Raw genomic sequence first — 24,123 nt, forward strand, 5'->3', positions numbered from 1 at the left:
TTTTGTTGTGATAGTTTGTCGTTTAATCGAATTGGTAACTTTCAGGTATGACGACAATACCTTTGTCTGAGATTTTAAATCGCTTCGCATCTTCAAGTTTGTTGATGCCAATTTGAGTATGTGGCGGAATACGAACATGTTTATCAACTATGCAGTTGACCAACTGACTTCCTTCACCGACTTCCACGTCATCAAAAATGATAGAATCGACTACCGTTGCACTGTCTTGGATACGTACATTAGAAGAAATAATGGAGTGCTGTACTGAGCCGCCGGAATTGATGACACCGGTAGCAATGATGGAGTTAATAAAAATACCTTCATTACCCGTAGCCGACGATACAGTACGAGCTGGTGGAAACTGCGGCTCGTAAGTACGAATCGCCCAATTAGACTGATAAAGGTTCATTGGCGGCACAGGTTCTAGTAGATCCATATTCGCTTCATAGAAGGAATCAATGGTACCTACGTCGCGCCAATAGCAATCTTTATCGACGCGCCCTTTACTACCACAGAATTGATAAGCGTAAACGGATTCCGTATCAATCAGCTTAGGTATGATGTCTTTTCCGAAGTCATGGCTTGATGAATCGAGTTTTGAGTCTTCTTCAAGCACTTCTTTCAAAACATCCATATCAAAGATATATATTCCCATAGAAACAAGGCTTCTGGTCGCGCTTCCAGGAAGGGTAGGTGGGGTTTCAGGTTTCTCTATAAACGAAGTAACGAGCCCGTTTTCTGCGGTGCCCATTACACCGAATGCTGAAGCATCCTCTACGGGAACATCCATACAGGCAACGGTGAGCTTAGCACCTTTCTCTTTATGCTCTTCAAGCATTGCGGCGTAGTCCATTCGATAGATATGATCGCCGGATAACACAACCACATACTTTGCATCATTTCGCGATAGCAACCACATGTTGTGATAAATCGCATCGGCGGTTCCTTCATACCATGCACCACCTTTGCGCATTTGTGGTGGAACAGCAGTAATGTACTCGCCTAGCTCTGGATTGAATATCGACCAGCCGTCTCGCAAGTGTTTTTGAAGTGAATGAGATTTATATTGGGTTAAAACAAGGATCTTGCGTAAACCCGAATGTAAACAATTGGTTAGTGTGAAATCTATAATTCTATATTTTCCGCCAAAAGGTACGGCTGGCTTGGTTCTGTCATCGGTGAGTGGGCTGAGTCTAGACCCCATCCCTCCTGCTAAAATTACGGCAAGTGCGTCTTCCATAGTATTCCCTTTCCCTTTTCTGACATGCATCAAAACGGTGCTAACCTGAAGGAGGTGGTATGCAACGCAGAGGTTTTGAAAAGCATGTGCTAATGTGCTTATTAGTGAAAAGTCTACTACAAGAATCGAGCCATAGAATATCTCCTTAAAAATCAAGGAGGTTAAAATTTCACTGTAAGACAACTGCACCATATTAGTGAAGCGCTAAATAGCCCGTGCATCAAATTGGCGCAAAATGGTAGAAAGGAGAAGTCAACAAGTATGGATTTACAATGTAAAGTGGTGACAAAACAAGAAGATAAATAGGGTTTTCTAGCTTAATAACTATGGCTAAACAAGGCTTAGGGTTAGCGTCTTAACTCTAAAGGTCTAAAACAGGCGCGTTGATGTAAGGCAGGAGAGCTTTGTATCAACGATTCAAGAGTAGAAGGCCTTAGACAACTCTTTTCACAGTTGTTGAGAGTGAGTGGATAGGTAAGTAGACCACTCACTCAATGAATATGCTCACTTCACTGATAGCGATACGTCATCACTGCACTAAGAGAGACCGACGATATTTCCTTCATCATCAAGATCTAAGTTCATAAATGCGGGTTTATCAGGTAAGCCTGGCATCGTCATCACGGTACCAGATAATGCATAAACGAATCCTGCGCCCGCACACAAGCGCAGCTCGCGGATTGGGACGGTAAAACCAGTTGGTGCGCCTTTGACTGCGGAGTCTGTGGTTATAGATAGTGGTGTCTTCGCGATGCAAACCGCTAAGTTGTTAAAACCTAGATTTTCAAAATGTTTGAGCTGTTCAGTCGCGATAGGAGTCATTTCTATATTGGTTGCTCCATAGCCCGCTTCACATACTGCCATGAGCTTTTCGAGTAATGATTGCTCTTTGTTGTATAACGGACAAAACTCTACAGGCGTGGTACACGCATCAATAACATGTTGAGCTAGTTCCGTTGCGCCTTGTCCGCCTTGCGAAAAAGCGGTGCTGATGGCTACTTTAACTTCGGGATTAAATTGGTGAATCAGCTCTTCAAGAGCTTTAAGCTCTTTCACACAATCTTGTGGAAACTGGTTAATGGCAACGACAGCAGGTAAACCGTATTTATGAACGTTATTTATGTGCCATTTTAAATTTTCAAACCCAGCCTCCAATGCTGCTTGGTCCGGATTAAAGATGGAATCTGGAATAGCCATACCTGGCCGTAAATCGTAGTGTCCGGAATTCGCTTTGAGGCCGCGTAATGTTGCTACGATCACTACACAGTCTGGAGCTTTGTTAGCGGCAGCAGCTTTAATGTTACACGCTTTCTCAAATCCCATATCCGAACCAAAACCGGCTTCAGTTACCGTGTAACCTGACAGTTTTAGCGCAATATCGTCCGCGATAATGGATGAATTTCCATGGGCGATGTTTGCAAATGGACCTGCATGGATCAACGTAGGAACACCTTCTAGAGTTTGCATCAGTGTTGGTGCAATCGCCTCTTTTAGTGTTACTGCCATTGCTCCTGCAACTTGTAGATCTTCCGTAGTGACGGGGGTTCCGTTCAAATCGTACGCTACGACAATTTTCCCGATACGTTGACGTAAATCTTTTAAATCTTTGGCTAGTGCAATTATAGCCATTAACTCGGAAGCAGCTGAAATATCGAACCCTTCGTCACGCTCGAAACCATTGATGGTTTTTCCTGCATCATTGAGGCCAATTTTGACTTTACGTAGTGCACGATCATTATGGTCCATCACTCGTTTCCAAGTAATACTTGCCGTGTCGATTTTAAGTGCTCTTAACCCGGTGCGTGATTCAAAGGCATCATAACCCTCGCGTTGCTCATGGAACAAGCGAGCGTCAAGAGCGGCTGAAGCAAGGTTGTGCGCCGCTGTCACTGCGTGAATGTCACCAGTAAGGTGTAAGTTTAACTCTTCCATTGGAGCTACTTGAGAATAACCGCCGCCCGCTGCGCCACCTTTAATACCGAAGACGGGTCCCATCGAAGGTTGCCTTATACATGCAATAACAGATTGATTAAGCTTTGCTAAACCTTGCGCCAGGCCTATCGTCGTAACGGTTTTTCCTTCGCCAAGAGGAGTCGGCGTGATCGCAGTGACGAGTACAAGTTTACCGTCATCATTTGCTTTGAGTCGTTCCAAACATTTTGGGTGGACTTTGGCTTTGTGCTTCCCGTGAGTGTCATACTCTTCGGGTGATAGTCCTACTTTTTCCGCGATAACATCAATAGAAGAAAGTGGTGTTTTTCGGCAAATTTCGATATCTGACTGCATGGAGAATCCCCAAAGTGGTACTCAGGTAGCGTTGAAAAACTACCTGAGTTATAACGAGTATTATTGTGAAGCAAAGGTCTGCTTGGTGATGGTACTGTTTCGGTTAGGCTTGTAAAGAGTTTACTGCTTCGTATTGTGCGACATACTAACGAAATCTACTCGTTATAGTGCTAGATAAAAACAAAAAGGCCACCAAATGGTGACCTTGATATATTTTTAGCTTTAAAGCTGTCGTTTTAACGATCCCAATAAGTCTCTTCTAAGCTATCTTCTCGTTCAGGAAGCGCTCGCGATAGGCGAGGAGAGTGCTGCGTCAACACTTCATAGCTTACTCGGTTTGCGTATTTACAAATCTGAGAAAGAGAGGAGTAGGTTAAGCATCGTACTTCGTGCTTTTCTGAGTTAGGCACTTCTTTTTGGTGGAAAGAGTTTGCTGCCATGTCATGCAGTAAGGCTGAGAGGGCTGCATCACCCGCACCGTTAGTGTTCTTAATCTCTAATGGTCCACCAAGGTAAGGGCCGATGTGAGAGTAGACCTTCATTGGGTTTTGACAGTCTTCTTTACGCATCGCACGACTAAACTCGTACTGGTTAAAGGCTTCGAGGGAGCTTTCAAGGATGTCGTGTGTGGTTTCTCGTTTTACTTTCTCGTCGGTGTAACCAGCCATGTACAGACCATTTGGTCCTGCCGTACACAGTACGAGATCAACCCATTCAAGTGCTTTATCAGCAGCAGCTAGCGGCTCTGTTTCACCTGTTAGCGCCGCACCTTCTTCTTCATTCATAGCGACAACAGAAATGTTTTCGCGAATGTATTCTTGCCACCACTGTGCGTTACCTTCGATAACGTACTTCGTCCCTAACGTAAGTACAACAGGGACATCGTGCTTCTTAGCAAAGTCGATCGCTCTTTGTACCGCTTTAGGCATTGGATCTTCTTCTTTACCACGCATTAGGTAAGAAGAAACAACCAGGGCTGATGCTTTCTCAAAGATCTCTTCAGGAATGCTTTCCGGAAGTAGTTGATTCATATGACCTTCGTTGATAGCAAATGTACGCTCACCGTCTTGAGAAATTAGGGTGTAGCAGCGACCAATAGGGCCATCTACCGTTTGTAAATGGTTAAGGTTCATGCGTGAAGACGTACGGCAAAGGTAGCGGTAAGCAAAAGAACCGACTTGAATGTTCTTAGACATCACACCGAGCAAAACGGATTTGCTATCGGCTAAAACTGAGTAGTTGTGAAGAGTATTGCCAATCGTGTCACCTGGGTATTGGTGTGTGATCAGGCCTTGCTCAACCAGTTCTTCGTAAAGTGCATCTGCTTTGCTTTCTTCAAGAACGAGCGAATGTCCTTTACTCAGGTTGTATTTCTCTAAAAACGCGTCATCTACACGTGCTTCGATATCTACAATGGTTTGACCGACACCAACAATAGTTGGGCGATATAGCTTAGGTGCCTGTCGGATTTGGTTTACTAATGGATCTCGAGCGTGAGTTGGGAAGTAGTGTTTAGATTTACGCTGACCAGGAAACTTCATGCTTGTTCTTGAGTGAGAAAAAAAAGAGGCGGGATTGTATCACAAAAAAATGAAAATCGTGGCGATTTATTACAAAGAAGTCTGCTCGCTGAAAAAATCAGCGAGCTGAGTAAATAGCAACCAAAGCAGCTGCAGCTTATGACGCTTGTCGTATTGCAATGGGTTGTTTTTTTAAACTTGTTGCTCAGCAGCGCCCGGAAAGAGCCTGCTCCGCGCTAACTAAATTTACCCGCGTTACTTTTTCACTTCAGTTGGCTCAACGTAAGCCTTGGTACCCCAAAGTGGGACTGTCGAAAGGCTATGCTTAAAACTACCATCGGTCTCTTTTGTTGTATAAGACAAGTAGAGTAAGGTTTGGTTATCGGCATCATAAATACGGCGAACCTTCATTGTTTTGAAGAAAATGCTTTTTGACTTCTTAAATACAATTTCACCGGACTTACTCTTATCTATTTTTGCAATCATTTCCGGTGTGATTTCGCCAGTCTGACGACATGATATTGAGCTATCACTTGGATCTGCTAAGCTGAAATCCGCTTCGATAGAGGCGATGTGACATGTGACACCTGTTACCACCTCGTCTTTCAACTCACCGACTTTGATGTCTTTCAAAGTAAACCAACCGAGCCCCACGTCAGCAACATCGTTATCTGAACAACCAACTAGAGTAGTAGCAAGCAATGTACTTAACAGCATCTTTTTCATTATTTTTGTCCTTAACTAGGAAAGATATTGATGAAATCTATCAGAGGTTTGCACCTAAAACAAAATTTAGCCACGGAAAGGTCTATGTGCGCTAGGTTTGTTGCGGGCTTCATGCTAATGTACTGCTCTAAACGAAGGTATCAAGATGAATGAACAACAGTTAGCCAGTATCGAGCGTAAAAATACATGGCTGTATGATCTGGTCGAAGTTGAATTTCCGACACCAGAGAGTTTGAAAGGGCGCGATGTCTATTTCAAAACGCTAGAAAAAGCAACGTATCAAGTAGTCGACAAAGACACACTACTGGAAAGTGACTCTGAATTTAACCCCGACGATATTTTTCTGGTCGATTTTCATCGACTGACCATTATGTTCTCTATCTTGCAATCTCAGCGCTGGGAACAGCAGTATGATAAAGATATGATCATTGAATATCTGACACAGATTATCCTCACACCAGATTTTGAATTATATGTTGGTTTTAAATCTGGAGTCCCAATTGGTGCTGCTATTGTTAGCCATCTCGAAGGAAATACACTCATCTCTGATGTTGCTGTTTCTGAATCAAAATACAAAAGCTCGTTTGTGGCTGATCTGGCTAAAAGACTAAGCACCGAGCAAAAACTGTTAGACTCAGTGGTTATCGAAGACTAATTTACACATCAATGTGCATAAAAAGTAAAGCAAGATGACGTTGGGTGATCTTGCTTAGAAAAACTGTAATTGCTCCCTTCTATTTCCATGAAATGCCAAGCTCGTCGTTTCAACAATCCCAAACTCAAATAAGATTAATCCAAACATTCTTAAAATCAGCTTGGGCTTGAGCCTTTAAGACGTCTGGAGATGGCTATGGCAATTACCAATATTAAGTGCGTGATATTTGACTGTGATGGTACGTTGGTCGACAGCGAAAGACTGTGTTGCCAAGCGCTCGTCAATGTATTTAACCAGCATGGGGCTGAGTTAACGATGGAAGAGTGCGTTTCTCACTTTAAAGGAGGAAAGCTCGCTGACATCCTTTTAGATACTAAAGAATTGAAAGATATCAAAGTCCCAATTGATGTTTTAGAGCCGCAATACCGAGAAGAAGTCCAGTCTCTTTTTGTGCGTCACTTACAGCCGATGGATGGCGCAAAACGATTAATTCAGTTTTTGGATTCGCATAATATCGAATATTGTGTGGCGTCTAATGGACCTAAAGATAAAATTGAATACGCTTTGGAGTTAACCGGTTTACTCGATGCTTTCCGAGGGAAAGTGTTCTCGGCATTCGATGCGAATAGTTGGAAGCCTGAGCCCGATTTAATCATGTACAGTGCTATGAGCATGGGCTTTTTACCAAGTGACTGTCTTTATATTGATGACACTCCTAAAGGAGTTGAGGCGGGACTAAACGCCGGTATCAAAACGGTGCAGTTATTTAATGGTGAAGCTATCAATCGTGTTGATGACGAGCGTGTAATTCGCATCCATCATTTAGATGAATTAAAAGAGCAGCTGTGTGGCTGCTCTGTTTGACCTATTAATGGCAAACCGGACTTAAGCTGTGGATGTGCTTAAGTTTAGACTGTAGGTAAGGCGTTTGATGTAGACATTGGATAGATGAGAAGTTTTTTGTATGAAATCCGCAAGCAGCGCATGTGAATTTCTCGCCATCCGATGAAATGAGATATTCATCTCCTTGGCAGAGTGGACAATTCAGGTTCTCTATGTCTTTTGTGTCTTTGTAATTATTCATATTGTTTTCCAGCAGCAAATTGGAATTGGCAAGATCAAGCATAGCGGAACGCTTTGTTTAAGAACATTATTTCATCCGGTACAGCGAGAACTTGAGATTCACTTCAAATATCCACTTGGATGTCGTAGAAAATACCGAAGGTAATAGTTGAACACGGTTTAAAGAAAAGGGCTCCTTAAGGAGCCCTTGTTGATCATAAGTTCCACAATGTTATGCGGTGCGGTAGCGTTGTAATATCTCACCAAGAGAAACGGAGGCCTGCGTGAGATTAGCGACGCCAGCGGTAGATTGCTCCGCCACTTCTCTGATTGTGCTTGATTGACTACGAATTTCTGAAAGTTCCGATGCAATATCGTTAGCAACTGCGCTTTGTTCTTCAGCAGATGTGGAAATCTGAATGCTCATGTCCATTAATGAGCGTGCTGACTCGGCAATAGAGGTAACATCATGGCCGATTTCATCAATAAGCTGGCTGCTGGTTTGAGCTTGCTGAACGGTTCGGTTGGTGATTGAAGCAATGTTCTGGCTCTCAATTTGAAGCTTCTCAATCATGGCTTGGATCTCTACTGTTGCCTGTTGAGTTCTGCTTGCTAATGTACGTACTTCATCGGCAACCACTGCAAATCCACGACCTTGTTCACCAGCACGGGCTGCTTCGATTGCTGCGTTTAGTGCCAACAGATTAGTTTGTTCTGAAATGGCGTTAATCGTTGTGATCACGTCATTAATCTGCGTCGTATTCTCGTTTAAATTGGTTACTGACGTAGAGGCTTGTTCAATATAGCTAGATAACGTCTCTATCTCGCCAATCACGTTTTGTACACGGCTTCTGCTTAGTTCGATCTTCTGGGCATCTTGGTCTGACTGCGTCGTTGCTTGTTGAGAAATACTTGATACCTCCTTTGCAGAGGCTGTCATTTCTTCCATTGCCGTCGCGACTGAATCAAGCGTTTGATATTGATGAGATATCTGGGTTTCACTCAACTGCATATCTTTTTCGAATGCAGAAGATGTCTCGCTCAACATCGTTGCATTATTTTTAACACTATTAACCAGTTCACTTAAGGTATCCATAGACTTGTCTAGCGCACAGCCGATGGTACCGAATTCATCTCGACCTGGATGGAAACCAAGACGAGAGGTTAAGTCACCGTCACCAATTTTTTCGGTTGTTGTATATAAAACCCACAGAGCTCCTCCGATAAACGTTGCCACCCAGTAAGAGAATAGGGCAAAAGGAATAACCCATAAGAAGCTGAGTAATAGTGACGATAGAGCTGATGATTTTACCGATTCGTATTGTGTGGACACATTTTGAGTCAGCTTAATCACTTCCCCAGAATGCAACTTGGCATAAGCGGTGACAGACCCATCGACAAAAGAACTCTCGCTTACGCGGTTCGATTTCGATACGCCGTCAATTTCTGTAGCGCGGTTTGATTGAGCATCAACGATACCAGAAAGCTTCGCTTCGCTCGCCGAGATGGCTTGCTGCTCAAATTGTTGTATTTCATTGAAGTAGCGGCTTCCAGCCACTGAAGTGAGGGCTACTAAAAATAGTAGGAATATAACCCACATTTTGTCGTTGATAGACATCTTGATAAACAGCCTGTCTATCGTTCTAAACTCAACTTCTCTCATTTAAAGCTCCATTAGAGATAAAAGATATTGACCAAATCTATTGCTATATCGAAACAAAATATGCGAAGTTAATCAGCAAAATATGTAACGAATACTAAATTTAGTTTAAGAAATGAGATCTAAGGACGCCTATAACAGTATGTTATATCTTTAAATTGACATGAATGTTGATAAAAGAGTCATTTCTCTAAAGTGTTAAGTGGATATGAAACCTAATTGCAATCGTTTACTTTTGATTATGCTCATAGGTTTTTAAATCTTTACTTCTCGCTGTCATGAATGTGTCATATAAAGACTATAAAAAGGAGTTGCTGATGTGGATATGGCAAGAGCCAGCCCGTCAGCAAGTAAAAGCAAGAGAGCTTAAAATAAAGGAGGTCACAATGAGCGACCAATACCAAAACGATGAGAGCCTAGAGCTGCTAGATGCGCTTGAAATTGGCATTATCTTGTCGGAATACGTTGGCTCAGACAACGAAGCCGAATAGCGGAACACTCTCATCTCGTCGTAATTGACGTTATACTAGGTTCATGTCACACCAAGCCCTAGAGGCCAAAACTGGCGTCGAATGAACTTTCTAGCCCACCTGCATATCGCAGATCACAGTAACAGCCATTTATTGGGAAACTTGCTTGGAGACTTCGTAAAAGGAGATCCAAGCAAGCTGTATGATCGCGATATCTCAAATGGCATCAGATTACATAGATTTGTTGACCGTATTACTGACCATCATCCAATCGTCAACGAATGTAAGCCTCATTTCACTGGTGTTGCGCGACGTTTTGCACCTATCGCTTTGGATATGTTTTGGGATCATTGCCTCGCAAAACACTGGAACGACTTTCATTCCGTGCCTCTCGAACACTTTGTACAAACGGCATACGAGAGAGTAAACCGAGAGGTTCATGAACATTTGCCGCCACGTTTTTTGGTGCTCCACAGTAGGATGTGGCATGGCCGATGGCTTCAATCCTATCAAGATCTAGACAATATAGAATTTGCACTACATCGGATGTCGCAAAGAAGTCCTAGAATGGCAGACTTAATTACAACATTTAAAGTGATTGAAAGTGATTACACCGAATTAGAAGAGAAGTTCTCGTCACTTTATCGAGATGTTTTGCGCCAGTCGTATGATTTTCAGCAACAGCTTAATGACTCAACTCAATGAGATAGAAAAGTAGTATGGCTTTAGGGGCTCTGGTAAACTCTGCGCTCCAAAAATAATGAGGTTACACATGTCTGTTAATTTTGCTGATTTAGGCATCGAACAAAAGCTAATCGAGACGCTAGGCAATCTAAATATCGTGACGCCAACACCAGTGCAAGAAAAGTCAATTCCACACGTCCTTGCAGGAAAAAACTTACTTGCTGCTGCACAAACTGGTACGGGAAAAACGGCTGCGTTTGGTTTACCTATCATACAAACCGTTCAGCAAAAGAAACTTAACGGCACACCTCAAGCATTGATTTTGGTTCCAACACGCGAGCTTGCACAGCAGGTATTTGATAATTTGAATCAGTACTCGGCAGAAACAAAACTTCGCATTGTGTGTGTTTATGGTGGTACAAGCATTGGCGTACAAAAGAGAAAGTTAGAAGAGGGCGCTGATATTTTGATTGCCACGCCAGGCCGCCTTTTGGATCACCTGTTTAATGGTAACGTAAACATCTCTAAAACCGATATGCTCGTGTTAGACGAAGCCGACCGTATGTTAGATATGGGATTTTGGCCTGACTTGCAGCGCATCTTCCGACGTTTGCCTGCTGAGAAACAGATCCTATTGTTCTCTGCGACATTTGAGAAGCGAATCAAAACTATTGCGTATAAACTCATGGAATCGCCAGTTGAAGTCGAAGTTTCACCAGCAAATACGACTGCTGAAACGGTAACACAAATGGTTTATCCAGTGGATAAAAAACGGAAACGTGAACTGCTAGCGTACTTAATTGGCTCGCGGAATTGGCAGCAAGTGCTTGTATTTACAAAAACGAAGCAAGGCAGTGATGAGTTAGCGAAAGAGCTCAAGTTAGATGGCATCAAAGCGGTTTCTATCAACGGTGATAAATCACAGGGTGCCCGCCAAAGAGCTTTGGATGAATTTAAACAAGGTAAGGTACGTGCTTTGATTGCAACCGATGTGGCAGCACGAGGGTTAGATATTCAAGAGCTAGAACAAGTCGTGAACTTTGATATGCCATTCAAAGCAGAAGATTATGTCCATCGAATTGGCCGCACTGGAAGAGCAGGAAAGTCAGGTTTGGCGGTTTCTCTGATGAGTAGAGATGAGGAGTACTTGTTGCAAGCTATCGAGAACCTGCTTGATCAACGCTTACCCCAAGAATGGCTGGCAGGTTTCGAACCAAGTCTTGTAGAAGAAGTTGAGCCTGAACAAAATGGGGGTGGGCGCCGTCGTAGTCGTTCATCAGAGAAGCGTAAGCTAAAAGCAAAATTGGCGATTCATAAAAATCGTGGTAAATCACGTAGCTCTCGCTAAACCGCGCAAACTTTTGTTCTTACATAGTCAGGCTGTTTTTGCCTCTTCATAGACGTCTAACGTTTGGGGGATAGCAAGTAGGTACCCTTGATACATATCGAAACCGAGCTTTTTCATTAAGCGAAGTTGATGCTCGGTTTCAATTCCTTCGATAACGGTTTTAGAGCATAACGCTTTTGCGAGTGATAATGCATCGTTAAGCGCTTTAAAATCACCGTTTTCATACCTTAGCAATAAAGAGCGATCCATCTTGATTATATCTGGGCAAACGCTTCTCACTCGCTCAGTTGTCGATGCATTGACGCCATAATCGTCGATCGCCAATTTAAACCCGCCTTGGCTTAATTCACGAGCTGCTTGCGACAAAGAGAGTTCATCCTCCACCTTCAATTCAAGTAACTCCATGACGATTTGTTCATTCATCAAATGCGATTCATAAATGGTTTGTTTTAGCAGTCGGTTATACGTGATGTCTTTGACTAGTATCTCTGCCGCTACCGGTAATACATTGAGAAACAATTGTTTTGTGTGAAAGCGAGACTGAGAGAAATTTTTGATATGGATTAGGCGACTTAAGCGTTCAACATTGAGCAAATCTTGAGTGGGAGTCGCTTTGGATTGGAAAAACTGATCTGGCCTAACCATGGTGCCATTGGCATTGCTAATTCTTACCAGTGCTTCAAGGCCAACGATGGAAATATCGTTCTTGTATATGGGTTGAAAGACACTGCGGAGAGTGAAGTTCGCGTATTTCGCAATATACTGCCCGTCGGCTTCTTTCCGGATGCAACTAAGTAGTTGCGAGATGCTCATCATTGTTACCACAACCTAAATCAATGTCTCAACATCAGCGTTATCGCGCTAATTTTTCTATTTCATTGGCAATGAATCTAAGTGTGCTCATTAACTCAAGCAAGAACGATGGTAATGGATGGGTAGTTTTGTCGAGTGATATCAAACAAATTGATGAAATAATTGATAATCTCAGCACTTCAATTTGATGCTACCATTGCAGTACGGCATACAACTGCAAATATTTTCTGACTAACTGCTGTTTGTTCGAACGCCGTAAAGGATGCCCAAACTTAATGTAACAAGGGCTAATACCGAATCGAGTGTCCAACGATTGCGTGAGTTGCGACTCGCTGGTGTACAGTGTGATTCCTTGTTCTGTGTATTCGTTGATCTGATCGGGTAGTTCCCCCATCCACCAATGAAGCAATTCTCGGCTCGTTTTGCTGCGACTTAACCAATGATCACAAACCAAAAAGAGTAGGTCATTAGGCTGTAAGGCATAGCCATATTCACTCTGCCATTCCGTAATTGATGAGAGTAAGTTTTCCCGGCAAGATTTTCCGGCACTGACCATATGGTGACTCAGAACCCAGACAGTGCCGATGTCGGATGAAATTCGATAGTGATGGGGAAGGTCTGGAGAATCCAACACTTCGATTGGCTTTATCACGCAGTTGTATCCAAAGTGACGAAAAGTATGTTCCATCCTTCTTGAAAACGCGAGACCAAGATGATGCTCACTCATGCCTTGGTTATGCACCGCAGGGTAATGCTTTTCACACAGCTTAAGACAGTCGTCTTGAAAATCATTAACACTTTGAATAACTAGGTCGAGTAGCAAAGAATATCCCTTAATAATTACAAAACGAACTGCAAAAGGTTAGCATAGTCTTTTGAGAATAGACTAATTTACTTCGGCAACTTCTTGATCTAAACACCAAATTTCTCACAAATGACCGTGTCTAATCTTTAATAGAGCAACACGAAAGAAGCAGAAGTTGAACAAAAATTTGAAAGGGAAAAAATGATAAAGCTAGAACGCGCACAAAAAGAGGCGTTGGCCACCGCCATTCAAGATTACATGCAAGACGAGCTAGATGTTGAAATTGGCCAGTTCGATAGTGAGTTTCTAATTGATTTTATTACAGAAAAACTAGGGCCAATTTATTATAACAAGGGTGTTGAAGATGCTAAGTTACTGGTTGAACGCAGAATGTTAGAAGTTTCCGAAGAGCTGTATGAGATAGAACAAGAAATTAAGCTGTAAGTTTCAGTTTTACAAACGATTTAAAGTTCCTTCAAAAATTTCGAACAACTTGATAGATACGGTACCATTGGCTGGATGTAAATGATGGTAAATAATCTGTTTCATATGACGTAAATAGGTTAATGTAGTGTTTCTTGCTCAGCATTAACTTAGGAATATATCTAGGAACTTGAGATGGATACACTGGTAAAGAATTACAACCTTACTGCACGCGTGATGCATTGGTTATCAGCGCTGTGCATTATTGGTCTATTTGCAGTGGGTTTGTGGATGGTCGACCTTAGCTATTACAGCGAATGGTATCGAACTGCGCCGCATTACCATCGCTCTGTCGGTATTTTACTCGCTATTTTAACTTTGGCACGCATCGTATGGAAACATGTGACGGCGTCACCAAAGATAGAAGGCAAACGTTACGAAGTGCTTGCTGCTAAAGCAGCGCATGGTGTCATGTACCTACTATTGGTCACCATCTTTGTTTCAGGTTACCTCATTTCAACGTCTGATGGACGCGGCATCGAAGTGTTTAATTGGTTCACCGTGCCAGGAGCGGGAGAGTTATTCCCAGGCCAATCAGATATTGCAGGTGAGATTCACTTCTATGCAGCTTGGGCAGTCATCCTGATTGCAGGTTTACATGCTATTGCTGCACTAAAACACCACTTTATCGATAAAGACAACACATTAAGAAAAATGTTAGGAGCTTCAAAATGAAAAAGTCACTTTTCGCTACAGGATTAGCTATCGCTATGGCACTGCCATTTGGTGCGCAAGCTGCAGATTATGTCATCGATACCAAAGGTGCTCACGCTTCAATCAACTTTAAAGTTAGCCACTTGGGTTACAGTTTCATCAAAGGTCGTTTCAATACATTTTCTGGTGACTTTTCTTTTGATGAAAACAACATTGCTGATTCAAAAGTAAATGTTGTTGTTGATACAACCAGCCTAGATTCAAACCATGCTGAACGTGACAAACACATTCGTAGTGGTGACTTCATCGATGCTGGTAAATACAGTGAAGCAACCTTTACGAGCACAAAAGTGGTTGATAAAGGCAATGGCAAACTAGATGTAACTGGTGATCTAACGCTACACGGTGTTACTAAGCCTATTACTATTGAGGCTGAATTCGTTGGTGCTGGCAGTGACCCATGGGGCGGCGAGCGCGCTGGCTTTGTTGGCAACACTCGCCTAGAGCTTGCTGACTTTGACATCCCAGTAATGGGTGCTTCAAGCTACGTCGATATGGAACTTCATATCGAAGGTATTAAGAAGTAATTAGTTCCTTTTAGATACACTAAAAGCGCTCTTCACTTGAAGAGCGCTTTTTTATTATCTTAATCACATCACTAACATCGATAAACCAGTCAGTGATAGCGATTGAAAGCCAATAGACGTTGTAAATGTTTAGCGAATTACGCTGTTTCTAACTCACTTTTTTCCACTAAGTTTAAACGCTCACCAAAAATCGGGCGTAGTGCTTTTAATACTTCAGTACGAGTAACCACCCCGACCATCTGCCCATTTTCAAGCACAGGAAGCACTTGTGGCTTACTTACTTTGATACTTTTAGCGCGTTCTTCGAGAGACAAAGACGTCAAGCGAGTGGCAATACCCATACTGCTCGCTGGGTACAACTGCTCTTTATCGATACATAGGAATTCCACAACATCAACGAGGCGATCATCAGCGTCAATTGCGACCACATCTCTGCTCATGATGTCGACGACTTTTTGGTCTTTCACCGGAATGTAGTCCTCACACCATAGTTCTACCATCACATCGTGAGCAGAGAAGAAGCCAACTAATCGATTTTGTACGTCTACAACAGGTGCGCTAGTTACGTTGTTATCAAGTAACACATCCAGCGCGGCTGCAATTGGCGTTTCTGCACGAATGGTGACTGGTTTTGGGTTCATAATGTCTTTAACAAAAGAGGCATTTTTCATGGTGAAATCCTTAACTGACGACAGTGTTGTAGTTGTAGTGATAGAAGAAATATTCGCTGCTTTTAGTTCTGGTCGGCGAAAAATACACCAGTTTGAAAGGCCAACTAATACCGCTCCGCCGACGATGTTGCCAAGCGTGACAGGAATTAAGTTAGCGGTAATAAAGTGGCTAATGTTTAGGTCTGTGTATTGTGACGCGGGCACACCGACAGATGCCCAAAAAGATTCAGGTGCAAAATTCGCGATAACAATACCAAGTGGAACCATAAACATGTTCGCAACACAGTGCTCAAAACCGCTGCTGACAAACATTGCCACAGGCAAAATTGTCATTGCTGCTTTTGTCATTGCATTTGCAGAACTAAATGTCAGCCAAATCGCTAGGCAGACCAACAGGTTACAGAGAATACCGAGTGCAAACGCTTGAATGAGAGTGTGGTGAAGTTTGTGTTGTGCGATGTTAAGCGCATTTAATCCCCATTGACCGCCATCCATCTGATAAAGACCAGCAGCAGTAACCAGCGCAAGTAGGAACATCGCACCAATAAAGTTACCAACGTAAACTTTGCCCCAGATCGAAAGCATCTTACCGAACGATATTTGCTTATTGGCCCAAGAAATACTGGATAGGACGGAGCTGGTAAATAATTCACCACCGCAGATCACTATGAGGATCAATCCCATGCTAAATGCGAGTCCACCAGCTAGGCGGCTCAAGCCCCAACCAGCGCCCGTACTACCGGTGGTCACCGTGATGTAAAACAAGAATGCTAACCCGATGAACGCGCCGGCCATAATGGCGAGGCTTAATGTCATACTGCTGGTTTTGTTTGCCTTACTTAACGCAAATTTTTCCGCTTCAACCATCATCTCTTTTGGAGAAAAATACTGGTGATTTTGAGAACTGGTCACCGCCATATTGACTCCTTAATTTGTAATCGCATAAAAAATCCTTGGTTATTAACTCAAAAATGAAATTGTTGTTTTTATTAAGAGCCTCAATGACTTCGGTTTCAAAACCATTGAGGCTTGCGGTGTTCCCGAACCGCGTACTCAGAATAGGGAGAGCGGTTAGTAAGGTAAAATTGATAATATTTAGAAACCTCATCAAATTAATTGATAACTTTACGGGGCTAGGTAAAATGAACTCTATTGCTTATTGGGGCATGCTTTAACAATTGTGGGAATTGGGAAATACCCACTAATAATGGAGGACACTTTGCGCTACTCACTTAAGCAATTAGCGGTTTTCGACGCAGTTGCAGATACCGGCAGTGTAAGCCAAGCCGCAGAAAAATTGGCTTTGACACAATCAGCGACGAGCATGTCGCTTGCGCAATTAGAGAAGATGCTTGGCAGGCCGTTGTTTGAGAGGCAAGGCAAGCAAATGGCGTTAACCCATTGGGGGATGTGGTTACGACCAAAAGCAAAACGCTTGCTACAAGATGCATTGCAGATTGAAATGGGCTTCTATGAGCAACATTTATTGAGTGGTGAGATTCGTATGGGAGCGAGTCAAACCCCAGCAGAGCACTTAGTTCCCGACCTTATCAGTATCATTGATAATGACTTTCCAGAAATGCGTATTTCTCTCGGTGTACAAAGTACAAAAGGGGTGATTGATGGGGTATTAGATTACAAGTATGACTTAGGGATTATTGAAGGGCGCTGTGATGATAACCGTTTACACCAAGAAGTATGGTGTCGTGATCATCTTACTGTTGTCGCAGCTTCTCATCATCCTTTTGCGCGTAATCAGTCTGTTAGCCTTGCGCAGTTAGAGCAAGCGAAGTGGGTACTAAGAGAGCATGGCTCTGGCACACGAAAAACATTTGATAGTTCTATTCACCACCTTATTGAAGATTTGGATGTGTGGCGCGAGTACGAACACGTTCCGGTGTTACGTAGTTTAGTTGCTAATGGTCAGTACCTTACTTGCTTACCGTATTTAGATGTAGAGCGATATATAGAAGCAGGTCACCTTGTGGCATTAAATGTACCTGAGTTAAAAATGGAAAGGACGCTTTCATTTATATGGCGTTCAGATATGGCAGAAAACCCATTAGTCGACTGCATTAAAAGAGAGGGGCTGCGAATGATGAAAGGGAAGCCTTCAGTTCTTTAAAGGTTGATTAAATATGCCTACGAGATGAGTTGGTTTATTCCCTAAATCTGTTGATTTATCGGTTGCGTCAAACTTTTAATGTAAATTGTGAAAATAATAGTATCTTATTGTGATCAATATCACCGATAAGCTGAGCTGATGTATCTAACATGTGTCCTTGATTTCAATGTATGAAGGCAGTTATTGAACCATATAGGTACGATAATAGCCGAGTAGGTATGACTACCATGACGACACTTTTAGCTATTTCTATTACTACTGGAATTTTATCTGGCGTATGGGGTTGGATCGCCATCTCTTTAGGTTTGCTTTCTTGGGCTGGTTTTTTAGGTTGCACGAGCTACTTTGCAGCGCCAACGAGCGGATTGAAAGGACTAGGCATCAGCTTAATCACCAATATGACAGGCGTATTCTGGGCAATGGTAATTATTCACGGTTCCACTTACGTGGGGTTGGAAATTATTGGCTATGTGATTACCGCTATTGTGGCATTCTTCATGTGTATTCAAGCTAAACAGGCTTGGCTCGCGTACATCCCTGGTACTTTTATTGGTTCATGCGCAACATTTGCGGCTGACGGAAACTGGCAACTTGTCATTCCATCGTTGTTGCTAGGTGGTGTGTTTGGCTATCTAATGAAAGCGACAGGGCTATGGTTGCATACGAAATCAACCGCTACTTCTTCTTCGCTTGCTGAGCAAGCACAGTAGTGAACCCCCGATCTTATTGGTATCCACTGTGTATTGAGTTTTATCCCTCTCAATACCCTTAATCAAAATTAATGATGTTTGATACAAGCACACCAAATTGGTGTGCTTTTTTTGTATTACAAGACAATACGCTGAGTGTGAAATACGCCTAACTCATGTATTGCCGTTGGCCATGGTAACAACGCGTTTAAGTGTCCAGCGCAGAAGAACAGGAATACACTCCATGCCTTTCTCTTCACAATGAGAAACAATAGCCAAAGCTAAGTCCGGTTTTGCATGTTTTTTCAAAACACGATTTACGACTTTTTTAGCAGGGATAGGGTGGTCATGAGGAACTTTGATGATGTCCTTAAAGAAAAGTTCAAAACCATTGTTGTACAGAAAGTGCTCGATGTCTCGGTCGGGTAACTCCGTAAGTCGATGCCTTTCCTGATCATGGTCGAGCTGTGCTCGCACTGCATGCGCGTACTTTTTCCCTGCTGGGTCGCCATCAGTAACGACATGCCAATCAATACCAAACTCTTTTGCTACTTTGATGAGTGATTTTAGACCTGATTGAGCAAACTCAACGATTTGAACCCCTTCGGCAGCCAAGTCATACCCGCATTGACGAGCCAGTTCATGAAAAAGCCAAACTTCGGTTTCGCCCTCAACAAGTAACCAGCACCGCGCAAATAATGCGCCTGAACGATGAAAACGAATATGGAAACCAATTCGGCGCAACTCATCTCGACCAAACTTTGTTGAGTTTAAACTCTTAGCGATGGTTCTGTCTGATAGCCGAATTAAACGTCGAATTGAATACAGTGGAACAGAACCGAGTAACGTGCCACTGTTGGTGGTTAATATCTTTTGCATTGGCAACAATTGCAATAAGGACCACGCTCTCGCTAGATGAGTTGGATGCAGTCGACCTTCTGGATCTTCAATGATCAGTATTGGTCTCGCACAGCGCCTTAAATCGGTGGGGCCTTTAGCTTGAAGATAGGCATTGAGTAACCCCATTAAAAGCAAGCGGCTTTGTTTGTCATTGGTTTCTTTCAAGAACTGACTCAAACCTTTATCAGAGGAAGGGCTTGTATAGAAAAGACCATCACGAGGTTTGCGTGGGTTACCTTTACTGACACTTCTGAACGCAAAATAGTGTTCAACAAGCGTTTGCATTGAGTCGAGGCTACTACGAATCTCACCTTTATTCACATGGCCAGGCATAGCCAATAAGCGTCGACAGGTGTTGTTGATTCGTTTTTCAATCCGAGCATTTTTACCATCGCCGTTGACATGGTTTAAATCTGGGAAGCGTCGGGAGTCACGTAGTCGGATTACAGGATGAAGTGTCATTAACTCAATAGCGAGTTTCTCTGAGTGGTGAAGTTTTTTGGGTTTGCCGTTATGATCCAAAAACGCGTACTCTGTATTAATGCCGTGCTCATCGCGAGACGCACTAATACGATAGTAAATGACTTGCTCACCCTCTTCGTTGGTGCACCATGTAGGCTTTATGCGTCTGTAGCGTCCCGCTTTTACTTCGTTTTTATCCTGTGCTTTAAAACAAACAATGATCTGTAAGTGTTGTGTTTGTGGATGAGAAATTGAGTAGTCAACGTGAAAATCTTTCAGTTTGAATTGATACAATGAGCCATTGGCAGGTAATGCGATGGAAAGGGCATCGAGTAATGATGATTTGCCCCACGTGTTTTCACCGATAAGCGTGGTGAGTTCGTCAAAAGAGAGTGAAAGGCGTTTGATGCCTCTAAACCCGGAGATTTCGATGCGTTCTAGTCTCATCTCAATCCTCCTTGCAATTATTTGAATTATCGAGAGTTATTTTGCTACTCCTAAGCATATATGAATTCGAAATTTTTGAGTTAAGCTCAGTTCACAAAATTACGAGAGCCTCTTACTGAATAGAGACCGTTACAAGCGAGGCTTGCTTTCAAAGCCGGGGGACAGCATCGTGATCACTTAAACATGAAATCCTAAATCGCAGTTTCATAAAATTCATGATTCTGTCATGATTCACTTCTTATTATTATAAGGAATGAAAAAAGAGAAGATGAAGATGAATAACAATCATAAGCCAGTGAGAATCAAACTGGCACACATCAATGACACACATTCCTACTTTGAACCAACGTCATTACAGTTAAAGCTTAAGATAAACAATGAACTCACGCTAGAGCCCTATGTCAGTGCTGGCGGCTTTTCTCGTATCGCAACCCGAGTCGAGCAGTTAAGAGATGATGCTCAGCGCCAAGGTCATGGGATGTTGTTCCTCCATGCCGGAGATTGCTTCCAAGGTACGCTGTATTTCTCATTATTTAAAGGCAAAGCCAATGCCGACTTATTGAACGCATTAAAGATTGATGCAATGGCGTTAGGTAACCATGAATTAGATATGGGGAATGAGCCAGTTGCATTGTTTTGCCAACGTACTCAGTTCCCATTGCTTGCTGGCAACTGGGATTTATCCAATGAATCACTTAAAAAACCTCACCGTATCAGTGATTGCAAGGATGTATATAGTTACCAACCGGATACACAGAGCGCTCAATACATTGTTAAAGAATTCCATGGTGAGCGGGTCGCGATTTTCGGATTATCCATAGATAAAATGAGCGACATCGCAAACCCTGATGCAGACACGCCTTTTCACTCAGCAATTGAAACCGCCAAGGCGACCGTAAAACAAATCCATTCATCAGGTATAAAAAATATTATTCTTCTGAGCCACTTAGGTTATGAAGGTGATTTAGAGTTAGCTGAGCAAGTCGCAGGTATTGGTATAATTGTTGGTGGACACAGCCACCGGTTGCAAGGTGATTTTTCATCAATAGGGTTAGGACAAGACGATCCCTACGGTATCAAAATTAATGATACCTATGTGGTGCAAGCGGGTTTCCATGCTTTGACAATGGGGCACTGCGTCATTGAGTTTGATGAACACGGTAAAGCAACGATGTTGAGTGGACAAAATGAACTGTTGCTTGGTCGACGTATTTTTTGGGACTCGACGCTAAACCAACAGCTCGACCAAGGTGTATTCGAAACCGCGTGCGACTTCATCCATGGTCAACCGAATGTCGTGGTTTGTAAGAAACACCCGGAAACTCAAGCGATCCTGAGCGATAAATATATTCCTCAGGTCAGGCAGTTACAGTCACAAGTCATTGCTAGTGTTGACACCAAAAAGCGTCATGTGAGAATTCCCGATGAATTTGGTGAGAGTGAGTTGGCTTCCTCCGTTGCCCGATCATTTCTGCACTGTTTAAACAAACGTGGATATGACGTTCAATTTGCAATTCATAATGCGGGTGGCGTGCGAACCTCTTTGAACCCTGGCAACATTACAGTGGCAGACATTGCCGGACGGCTGTTGCCTTTTGCCGTTCCTATCGGCTTTTACGATGTAAAAGGCAGCGCTATTCGCCGTGCACTTGAAGGCGCGATAAATAATGCACTCAACAATGGCGTAGAAGGCACTGGATCTGGCAGTTATCCGTACACTTACAATTTAAACTTCGAGTACCACGCAGATGCCCCAAAAGGCGAAAGAGTTCAATCATTAGTGATTTTTGATGGTAAACAATGGGTAGGTGTTCAAGATGATGTTTGGTATCGAGGGACTTCTTCTGCCTATACGATGAAAGGGAAAGAGGGGTACGACGCATTGCAGGAGATGAAAGGAGAAGGGCGTGTGACCAGTTTGTCCATGGCTGATTGTTTTATTGAACTCCTGACCGATGAGCCAAACTGTTTGAATCAAAGTCACAAACTTTACACAAAGCGACGTCGATAATAGATACTGGTATTCATTTTGCTGCTCTCCACTTACTACATGGGTTGATGAGGATGGCAGTATGTGGAATAAAGATTGGGCAGATACGGTAGTCGTGGTTGCCTGGATCGCAATTTGGTCAACACTGGTCTACTTTGTGCCTCTAAGCGGCTTTTGAATTGCTAAGAATGTGGATGCTACAAAAGGGAGCAGTAATGCTCCTTTTTTGTATCTATCTTCCCCGCTAGGCCTCTAACCAATGAAGAGTTTGTCTTGAGCCATTTGCTGCTTTTTGTCTGTTTACTATAGTTGCGGTGGTTGAATCCATTTATTTCTTTTTATAGTGCTTCCTGATTTTTGATAAGAATTTTATTTCGATAAGACAAGGTTTTTTTGTTGGAAAGCCTGACGCTCGGCGTTATTATGTCGGCGTTTGGGGAGTAGTTAGCGCAAGTTTACTTATCGTCATCTCGTTAAGCATCAGCTTATCCGGTAAGTAAAGGTGTTACGTGGTTCATTCACGTCAACACTTCAACGAGACCAACGCATTCATTGACTAACAGCACATAATCGTTATGTGGCTGTTGGTTGTTATTGTCTGCGGAAGGTCACCAAACGAAGTCCTTCCGCCATGGGAGGAAATATGTCTCTTATCGAAAATACCACCCAATTGAGCCAATCGGTGCCTCTTCAAGAATCATTAGCGATGTATGGTGCTTTTGGTTTATTTACCCTTGTTCTTGTTACTCTTGATATCTATCAAACACGTGGTGGCGTTATCACGATGAAAAAAGCCATCGTTTGGAGTGTTTTTTGGTTCTTGCTTGCCTTTGTTTTTGCTGGTTCTATTTATTTATTCTGGGACTTTTACGCGCCACATAGCGCTTATACGAACGACAAAGCAACGATTTCATTCTTAACTGGTTACTTACTAGAGAAGTCGTTAAGCGTTGATAACTTGTTTGTGTTTGCCATCATCTTTGCACAATACAGTGTGCCGGAGCACTTGCGCCCGAGAGCATTGCTTTGGGGGGTGATAGGTGCGCTAGTTTTACGCGCTGTCATGATTGCGGTTGGTGCTCAGTTACTTGCACAGTATCACTGGGTATTGTACTTATTTGCTGCTTTCCTTATTTGGACGGGTGTTAAGCTAGCTCGCGACAAAGGCGAAGCAGAAGAGGTTAATCCATATCCGGAGCAGTTGATTCGAAAGGTATTGCCAGTTACAGATGACTACCAAGGAAATCACTTAATCTTAAAGCAAGCTGGTAAGTGGGTGGCAACACCGATGCTGATCGTTGTTGGTGTCATTGCAGTAATGGACGTTATGTTTGCGTTGGATTCTATACCAGCTATATTCGCGGTAACGCGAGAGCCATTTTTAGTCTTAGCCGCGAACGTATTTGCATTATTGGGTTTGCGATCGCTGTACTTTGTTCTTCAAGCAATGTTAGATAAGTTTGTGTACTTAAAACCAGCATTATCAGTAATCATGATGTTTATCGGGGTGAAAATGCTATTGGTTGGAACAGAATATGAGATTCCGACAGCATGGTCTCTCACATTTTTAGTTGTTGTGATGACATCGGCAGTGGTGGCATCACTCCTAAAAAATAAAGCGAAGCGTCAAACTAGCGTTAATATTACTAATCAAAAAATATAAAGTAAGCACTGAAATCAAAAGAAATAACGAAAAATATTGTTAAATATATGTTGTTGCTCAAGGGGCGATTATGCAGGTAATGTTCAGTTATTCAATGTAATTACAGCAATTGTGATTATTTATGCCGTTATTATTCATTTGTATTTTTGAGTTTTGTAATGAGTTTGTTTTATTAGAAATTCT

At 42.7% G+C, this 24,123-nt stretch carries 21 protein-coding genes; 12 read left to right on the plus strand and 9 right to left on the minus strand.

Features of this window, described 5'->3' with window-relative positions:
* Window positions 1–22: 22 nt before the first annotated feature.
* From glgC to R7E78_RS05300, 4 genes are all read right to left on the minus strand, one after another.
* Complete coding sequence (glgC, locus tag R7E78_RS05285; protein WP_213971520.1) at window positions 23–1,240, minus strand: glucose-1-phosphate adenylyltransferase; 1,218 nt, start codon at window positions 1,238–1,240, stop codon at window positions 23–25.
* Window positions 1,241–1,777: 537 nt separating this feature from the next.
* Window positions 1,778–3,526 (minus strand): formate--tetrahydrofolate ligase, encoded by a 1,749-nt coding sequence (locus R7E78_RS05290; protein ID WP_318057729.1) that lies wholly within the window; start codon window positions 3,524–3,526, stop codon window positions 1,778–1,780.
* Window positions 3,527–3,762: 236 nt separating this feature from the next.
* Window positions 3,763–5,067: an inosine/guanosine kinase gene (locus R7E78_RS05295; RefSeq protein WP_005376376.1), complete on the minus strand. Its 1,305-nt coding sequence runs from the start codon at window positions 5,065–5,067 to the stop codon at window positions 3,763–3,765.
* A 234-nt stretch (window positions 5,068–5,301) separates the two neighbouring features.
* Window positions 5,302–5,772: a CreA family protein gene (locus R7E78_RS05300; RefSeq protein ID WP_318057730.1), complete on the minus strand. Its 471-nt coding sequence runs from the start codon at window positions 5,770–5,772 to the stop codon at window positions 5,302–5,304.
* A 145-nt stretch (window positions 5,773–5,917) separates the two neighbouring features.
* On the opposite strand from R7E78_RS05300, the gene R7E78_RS05305 reads away from it, so the two are divergent.
* Together R7E78_RS05305 and R7E78_RS05310 are read left to right on the plus strand one after the other, a co-directional pair.
* Complete coding sequence (locus R7E78_RS05305; protein ID WP_005386088.1) at window positions 5,918–6,427, plus strand: hypothetical protein; 510 nt, start codon at window positions 5,918–5,920, stop codon at window positions 6,425–6,427.
* 195 nt (window positions 6,428–6,622) lie between these two features.
* Window positions 6,623–7,291: an HAD-IA family hydrolase gene (locus tag R7E78_RS05310; RefSeq protein WP_047103569.1), complete on the plus strand. Its 669-nt coding sequence runs from the start codon at window positions 6,623–6,625 to the stop codon at window positions 7,289–7,291.
* A gap of 430 nt (window positions 7,292–7,721) precedes the next feature.
* On the opposite strand, the gene R7E78_RS05315 is transcribed toward R7E78_RS05310, so the two are convergent.
* The gene (locus R7E78_RS05315; protein WP_025767793.1) at window positions 7,722–9,152 is read right to left on the minus strand and encodes a methyl-accepting chemotaxis protein; all 1,431 of its coding nucleotides are present in this window, start codon (window positions 9,150–9,152) and stop codon (window positions 7,722–7,724) included.
* 314 nt (window positions 9,153–9,466) lie between these two features.
* Here R7E78_RS05315 and R7E78_RS05320 point away from each other — a divergent pair, with 314 nt between their 5' ends.
* From R7E78_RS05320 to R7E78_RS05330, 3 genes are all read left to right on the plus strand, one after another.
* Complete coding sequence (locus tag R7E78_RS05320) at window positions 9,467–9,640, plus strand: hypothetical protein (RefSeq protein WP_162488831.1); 174 nt, start codon at window positions 9,467–9,469, stop codon at window positions 9,638–9,640.
* A gap of 81 nt (window positions 9,641–9,721) precedes the next feature.
* A complete protein-coding gene (locus R7E78_RS05325) occupies window positions 9,722–10,324 on the plus strand; it encodes an ACP phosphodiesterase (protein WP_017820947.1) in 603 nt (200 codons plus the stop codon).
* Window positions 10,325–10,391: 67 nt separating this feature from the next.
* Window positions 10,392–11,651, plus strand: coding sequence for a DEAD/DEAH box helicase (locus R7E78_RS05330; protein WP_318057731.1), 1,260 nt, complete (start codon window positions 10,392–10,394; stop codon window positions 11,649–11,651).
* 27 nt (window positions 11,652–11,678) lie between these two features.
* Here the strand turns inward: R7E78_RS05330 and R7E78_RS05335 are convergent, their stop codons facing one another.
* Both R7E78_RS05335 and R7E78_RS05340 read right to left on the minus strand, forming a co-directional pair.
* Window positions 11,679–12,467: an EAL domain-containing protein gene (locus R7E78_RS05335; protein ID WP_318057732.1), complete on the minus strand. Its 789-nt coding sequence runs from the start codon at window positions 12,465–12,467 to the stop codon at window positions 11,679–11,681.
* 187 nt (window positions 12,468–12,654) lie between these two features.
* A complete protein-coding gene (locus R7E78_RS05340; protein WP_318057733.1) occupies window positions 12,655–13,287 on the minus strand; it encodes a hypothetical protein in 633 nt (210 codons plus the stop codon).
* Between the two features lie 183 nt (window positions 13,288–13,470).
* On the opposite strand from R7E78_RS05340, the gene R7E78_RS05345 reads away from it, so the two are divergent.
* The 3 genes from R7E78_RS05345 (at window position 13,471) to R7E78_RS05355 (ending at window position 14,993) form a co-directional block, all read left to right on the plus strand.
* Window positions 13,471–13,713, plus strand: coding sequence for a DUF2164 domain-containing protein (locus R7E78_RS05345; protein WP_042520836.1), 243 nt, complete (start codon window positions 13,471–13,473; stop codon window positions 13,711–13,713).
* A gap of 174 nt (window positions 13,714–13,887) precedes the next feature.
* Window positions 13,888–14,427: a cytochrome b gene (locus R7E78_RS05350; RefSeq protein WP_047103577.1), complete on the plus strand. Its 540-nt coding sequence runs from the start codon at window positions 13,888–13,890 to the stop codon at window positions 14,425–14,427.
* Window positions 14,424–14,993 carry a YceI family protein gene (locus R7E78_RS05355; RefSeq protein WP_017634178.1) on the plus strand — a complete coding sequence of 190 codons (570 nt, stop codon included), beginning with the start codon at window positions 14,424–14,426 and terminating at the stop codon, window positions 14,991–14,993. The genes R7E78_RS05350 and R7E78_RS05355 overlap by 4 nt, the downstream gene beginning before the upstream one ends.
* Before the next feature lie 137 nt (window positions 14,994–15,130).
* Here R7E78_RS05355 and focA read toward each other — a convergent pair whose 3' ends face one another.
* Window positions 15,131–16,582: a formate transporter FocA gene (gene focA, locus R7E78_RS05360; RefSeq protein ID WP_025767788.1), complete on the minus strand. Its 1,452-nt coding sequence runs from the start codon at window positions 16,580–16,582 to the stop codon at window positions 15,131–15,133.
* A gap of 301 nt (window positions 16,583–16,883) precedes the next feature.
* On the opposite strand from focA, the gene R7E78_RS05365 reads away from it, so the two are divergent.
* Window positions 16,884–17,789 (plus strand): LysR substrate-binding domain-containing protein, encoded by a 906-nt coding sequence (locus R7E78_RS05365; RefSeq protein WP_005376369.1) that lies wholly within the window; start codon window positions 16,884–16,886, stop codon window positions 17,787–17,789.
* A gap of 227 nt (window positions 17,790–18,016) precedes the next feature.
* The gene (locus R7E78_RS05370; protein WP_017634175.1) at window positions 18,017–18,499 is read left to right on the plus strand and encodes a DUF1097 domain-containing protein; all 483 of its coding nucleotides are present in this window, start codon (window positions 18,017–18,019) and stop codon (window positions 18,497–18,499) included.
* A 153-nt stretch (window positions 18,500–18,652) separates the two neighbouring features.
* On the opposite strand, the gene R7E78_RS05375 is transcribed toward R7E78_RS05370, so the two are convergent.
* Window positions 18,653–20,287 (minus strand): ATP-dependent endonuclease, encoded by a 1,635-nt coding sequence (locus R7E78_RS05375; RefSeq protein ID WP_213965239.1) that lies wholly within the window; start codon window positions 20,285–20,287, stop codon window positions 18,653–18,655.
* A gap of 268 nt (window positions 20,288–20,555) precedes the next feature.
* On the opposite strand from R7E78_RS05375, the gene R7E78_RS05380 reads away from it, so the two are divergent.
* Window positions 20,556–22,298: a bifunctional metallophosphatase/5'-nucleotidase gene (locus R7E78_RS05380; protein WP_005376363.1), complete on the plus strand. Its 1,743-nt coding sequence runs from the start codon at window positions 20,556–20,558 to the stop codon at window positions 22,296–22,298.
* Window positions 22,299–22,920: 622 nt separating this feature from the next.
* Window positions 22,921–23,940: a TerC/Alx family metal homeostasis membrane protein gene (locus R7E78_RS05385; RefSeq protein WP_033907086.1), complete on the plus strand. Its 1,020-nt coding sequence runs from the start codon at window positions 22,921–22,923 to the stop codon at window positions 23,938–23,940.
* The last annotated feature ends 183 nt before the right edge of the window (window positions 23,941–24,123 follow it).

The organism is Vibrio sp. YT-19(2023) (assembly GCF_033337395.1).

Coding starts and splice junctions, on each gene's coding strand:
- glgC (WP_213971520.1), bottom strand. CDS start 1,240: ATGGAAGACGCACTTGCCGTAATTTTAGCAGGAGGGATGGGGTCTAGA.
- R7E78_RS05290 (WP_318057729.1), bottom strand. CDS start 3,526: ATGCAGTCAGATATCGAAATTTGCCGAAAAACACCACTTTCTTCTATT.
- R7E78_RS05295 (WP_005376376.1), bottom strand. CDS start 5,067: ATGAAGTTTCCTGGTCAGCGTAAATCTAAACACTACTTCCCAACTCAC.
- R7E78_RS05300 (WP_318057730.1), bottom strand. CDS start 5,772: ATGAAAAAGATGCTGTTAAGTACATTGCTTGCTACTACTCTAGTTGGT.
- R7E78_RS05305 (WP_005386088.1), top strand. CDS start 5,918: ATGAATGAACAACAGTTAGCCAGTATCGAGCGTAAAAATACATGGCTG.
- R7E78_RS05310 (WP_047103569.1), top strand. CDS start 6,623: ATGGCAATTACCAATATTAAGTGCGTGATATTTGACTGTGATGGTACG.
- R7E78_RS05315 (WP_025767793.1), bottom strand. CDS start 9,152: ATGAGAGAAGTTGAGTTTAGAACGATAGACAGGCTGTTTATCAAGATG.
- R7E78_RS05320 (WP_162488831.1), top strand. CDS start 9,467: ATGTGGATATGGCAAGAGCCAGCCCGTCAGCAAGTAAAAGCAAGAGAG.
- R7E78_RS05325 (WP_017820947.1), top strand. CDS start 9,722: ATGAACTTTCTAGCCCACCTGCATATCGCAGATCACAGTAACAGCCAT.
- R7E78_RS05330 (WP_318057731.1), top strand. CDS start 10,392: ATGTCTGTTAATTTTGCTGATTTAGGCATCGAACAAAAGCTAATCGAG.
- R7E78_RS05335 (WP_318057732.1), bottom strand. CDS start 12,467: ATGATGAGCATCTCGCAACTACTTAGTTGCATCCGGAAAGAAGCCGAC.
- R7E78_RS05345 (WP_042520836.1), top strand. CDS start 13,471: ATGATAAAGCTAGAACGCGCACAAAAAGAGGCGTTGGCCACCGCCATT.
- R7E78_RS05350 (WP_047103577.1), top strand. CDS start 13,888: ATGGATACACTGGTAAAGAATTACAACCTTACTGCACGCGTGATGCAT.
- R7E78_RS05355 (WP_017634178.1), top strand. CDS start 14,424: ATGAAAAAGTCACTTTTCGCTACAGGATTAGCTATCGCTATGGCACTG.
- focA (WP_025767788.1), bottom strand. CDS start 16,582: ATGGCGGTGACCAGTTCTCAAAATCACCAGTATTTTTCTCCAAAAGAG.
- R7E78_RS05370 (WP_017634175.1), top strand. CDS start 18,017: ATGACGACACTTTTAGCTATTTCTATTACTACTGGAATTTTATCTGGC.
- R7E78_RS05375 (WP_213965239.1), bottom strand. CDS start 20,287: ATGAGACTAGAACGCATCGAAATCTCCGGGTTTAGAGGCATCAAACGC.
- R7E78_RS05380 (WP_005376363.1), top strand. CDS start 20,556: ATGAAGATGAATAACAATCATAAGCCAGTGAGAATCAAACTGGCACAC.
- R7E78_RS05385 (WP_033907086.1), top strand. CDS start 22,921: ATGTCTCTTATCGAAAATACCACCCAATTGAGCCAATCGGTGCCTCTT.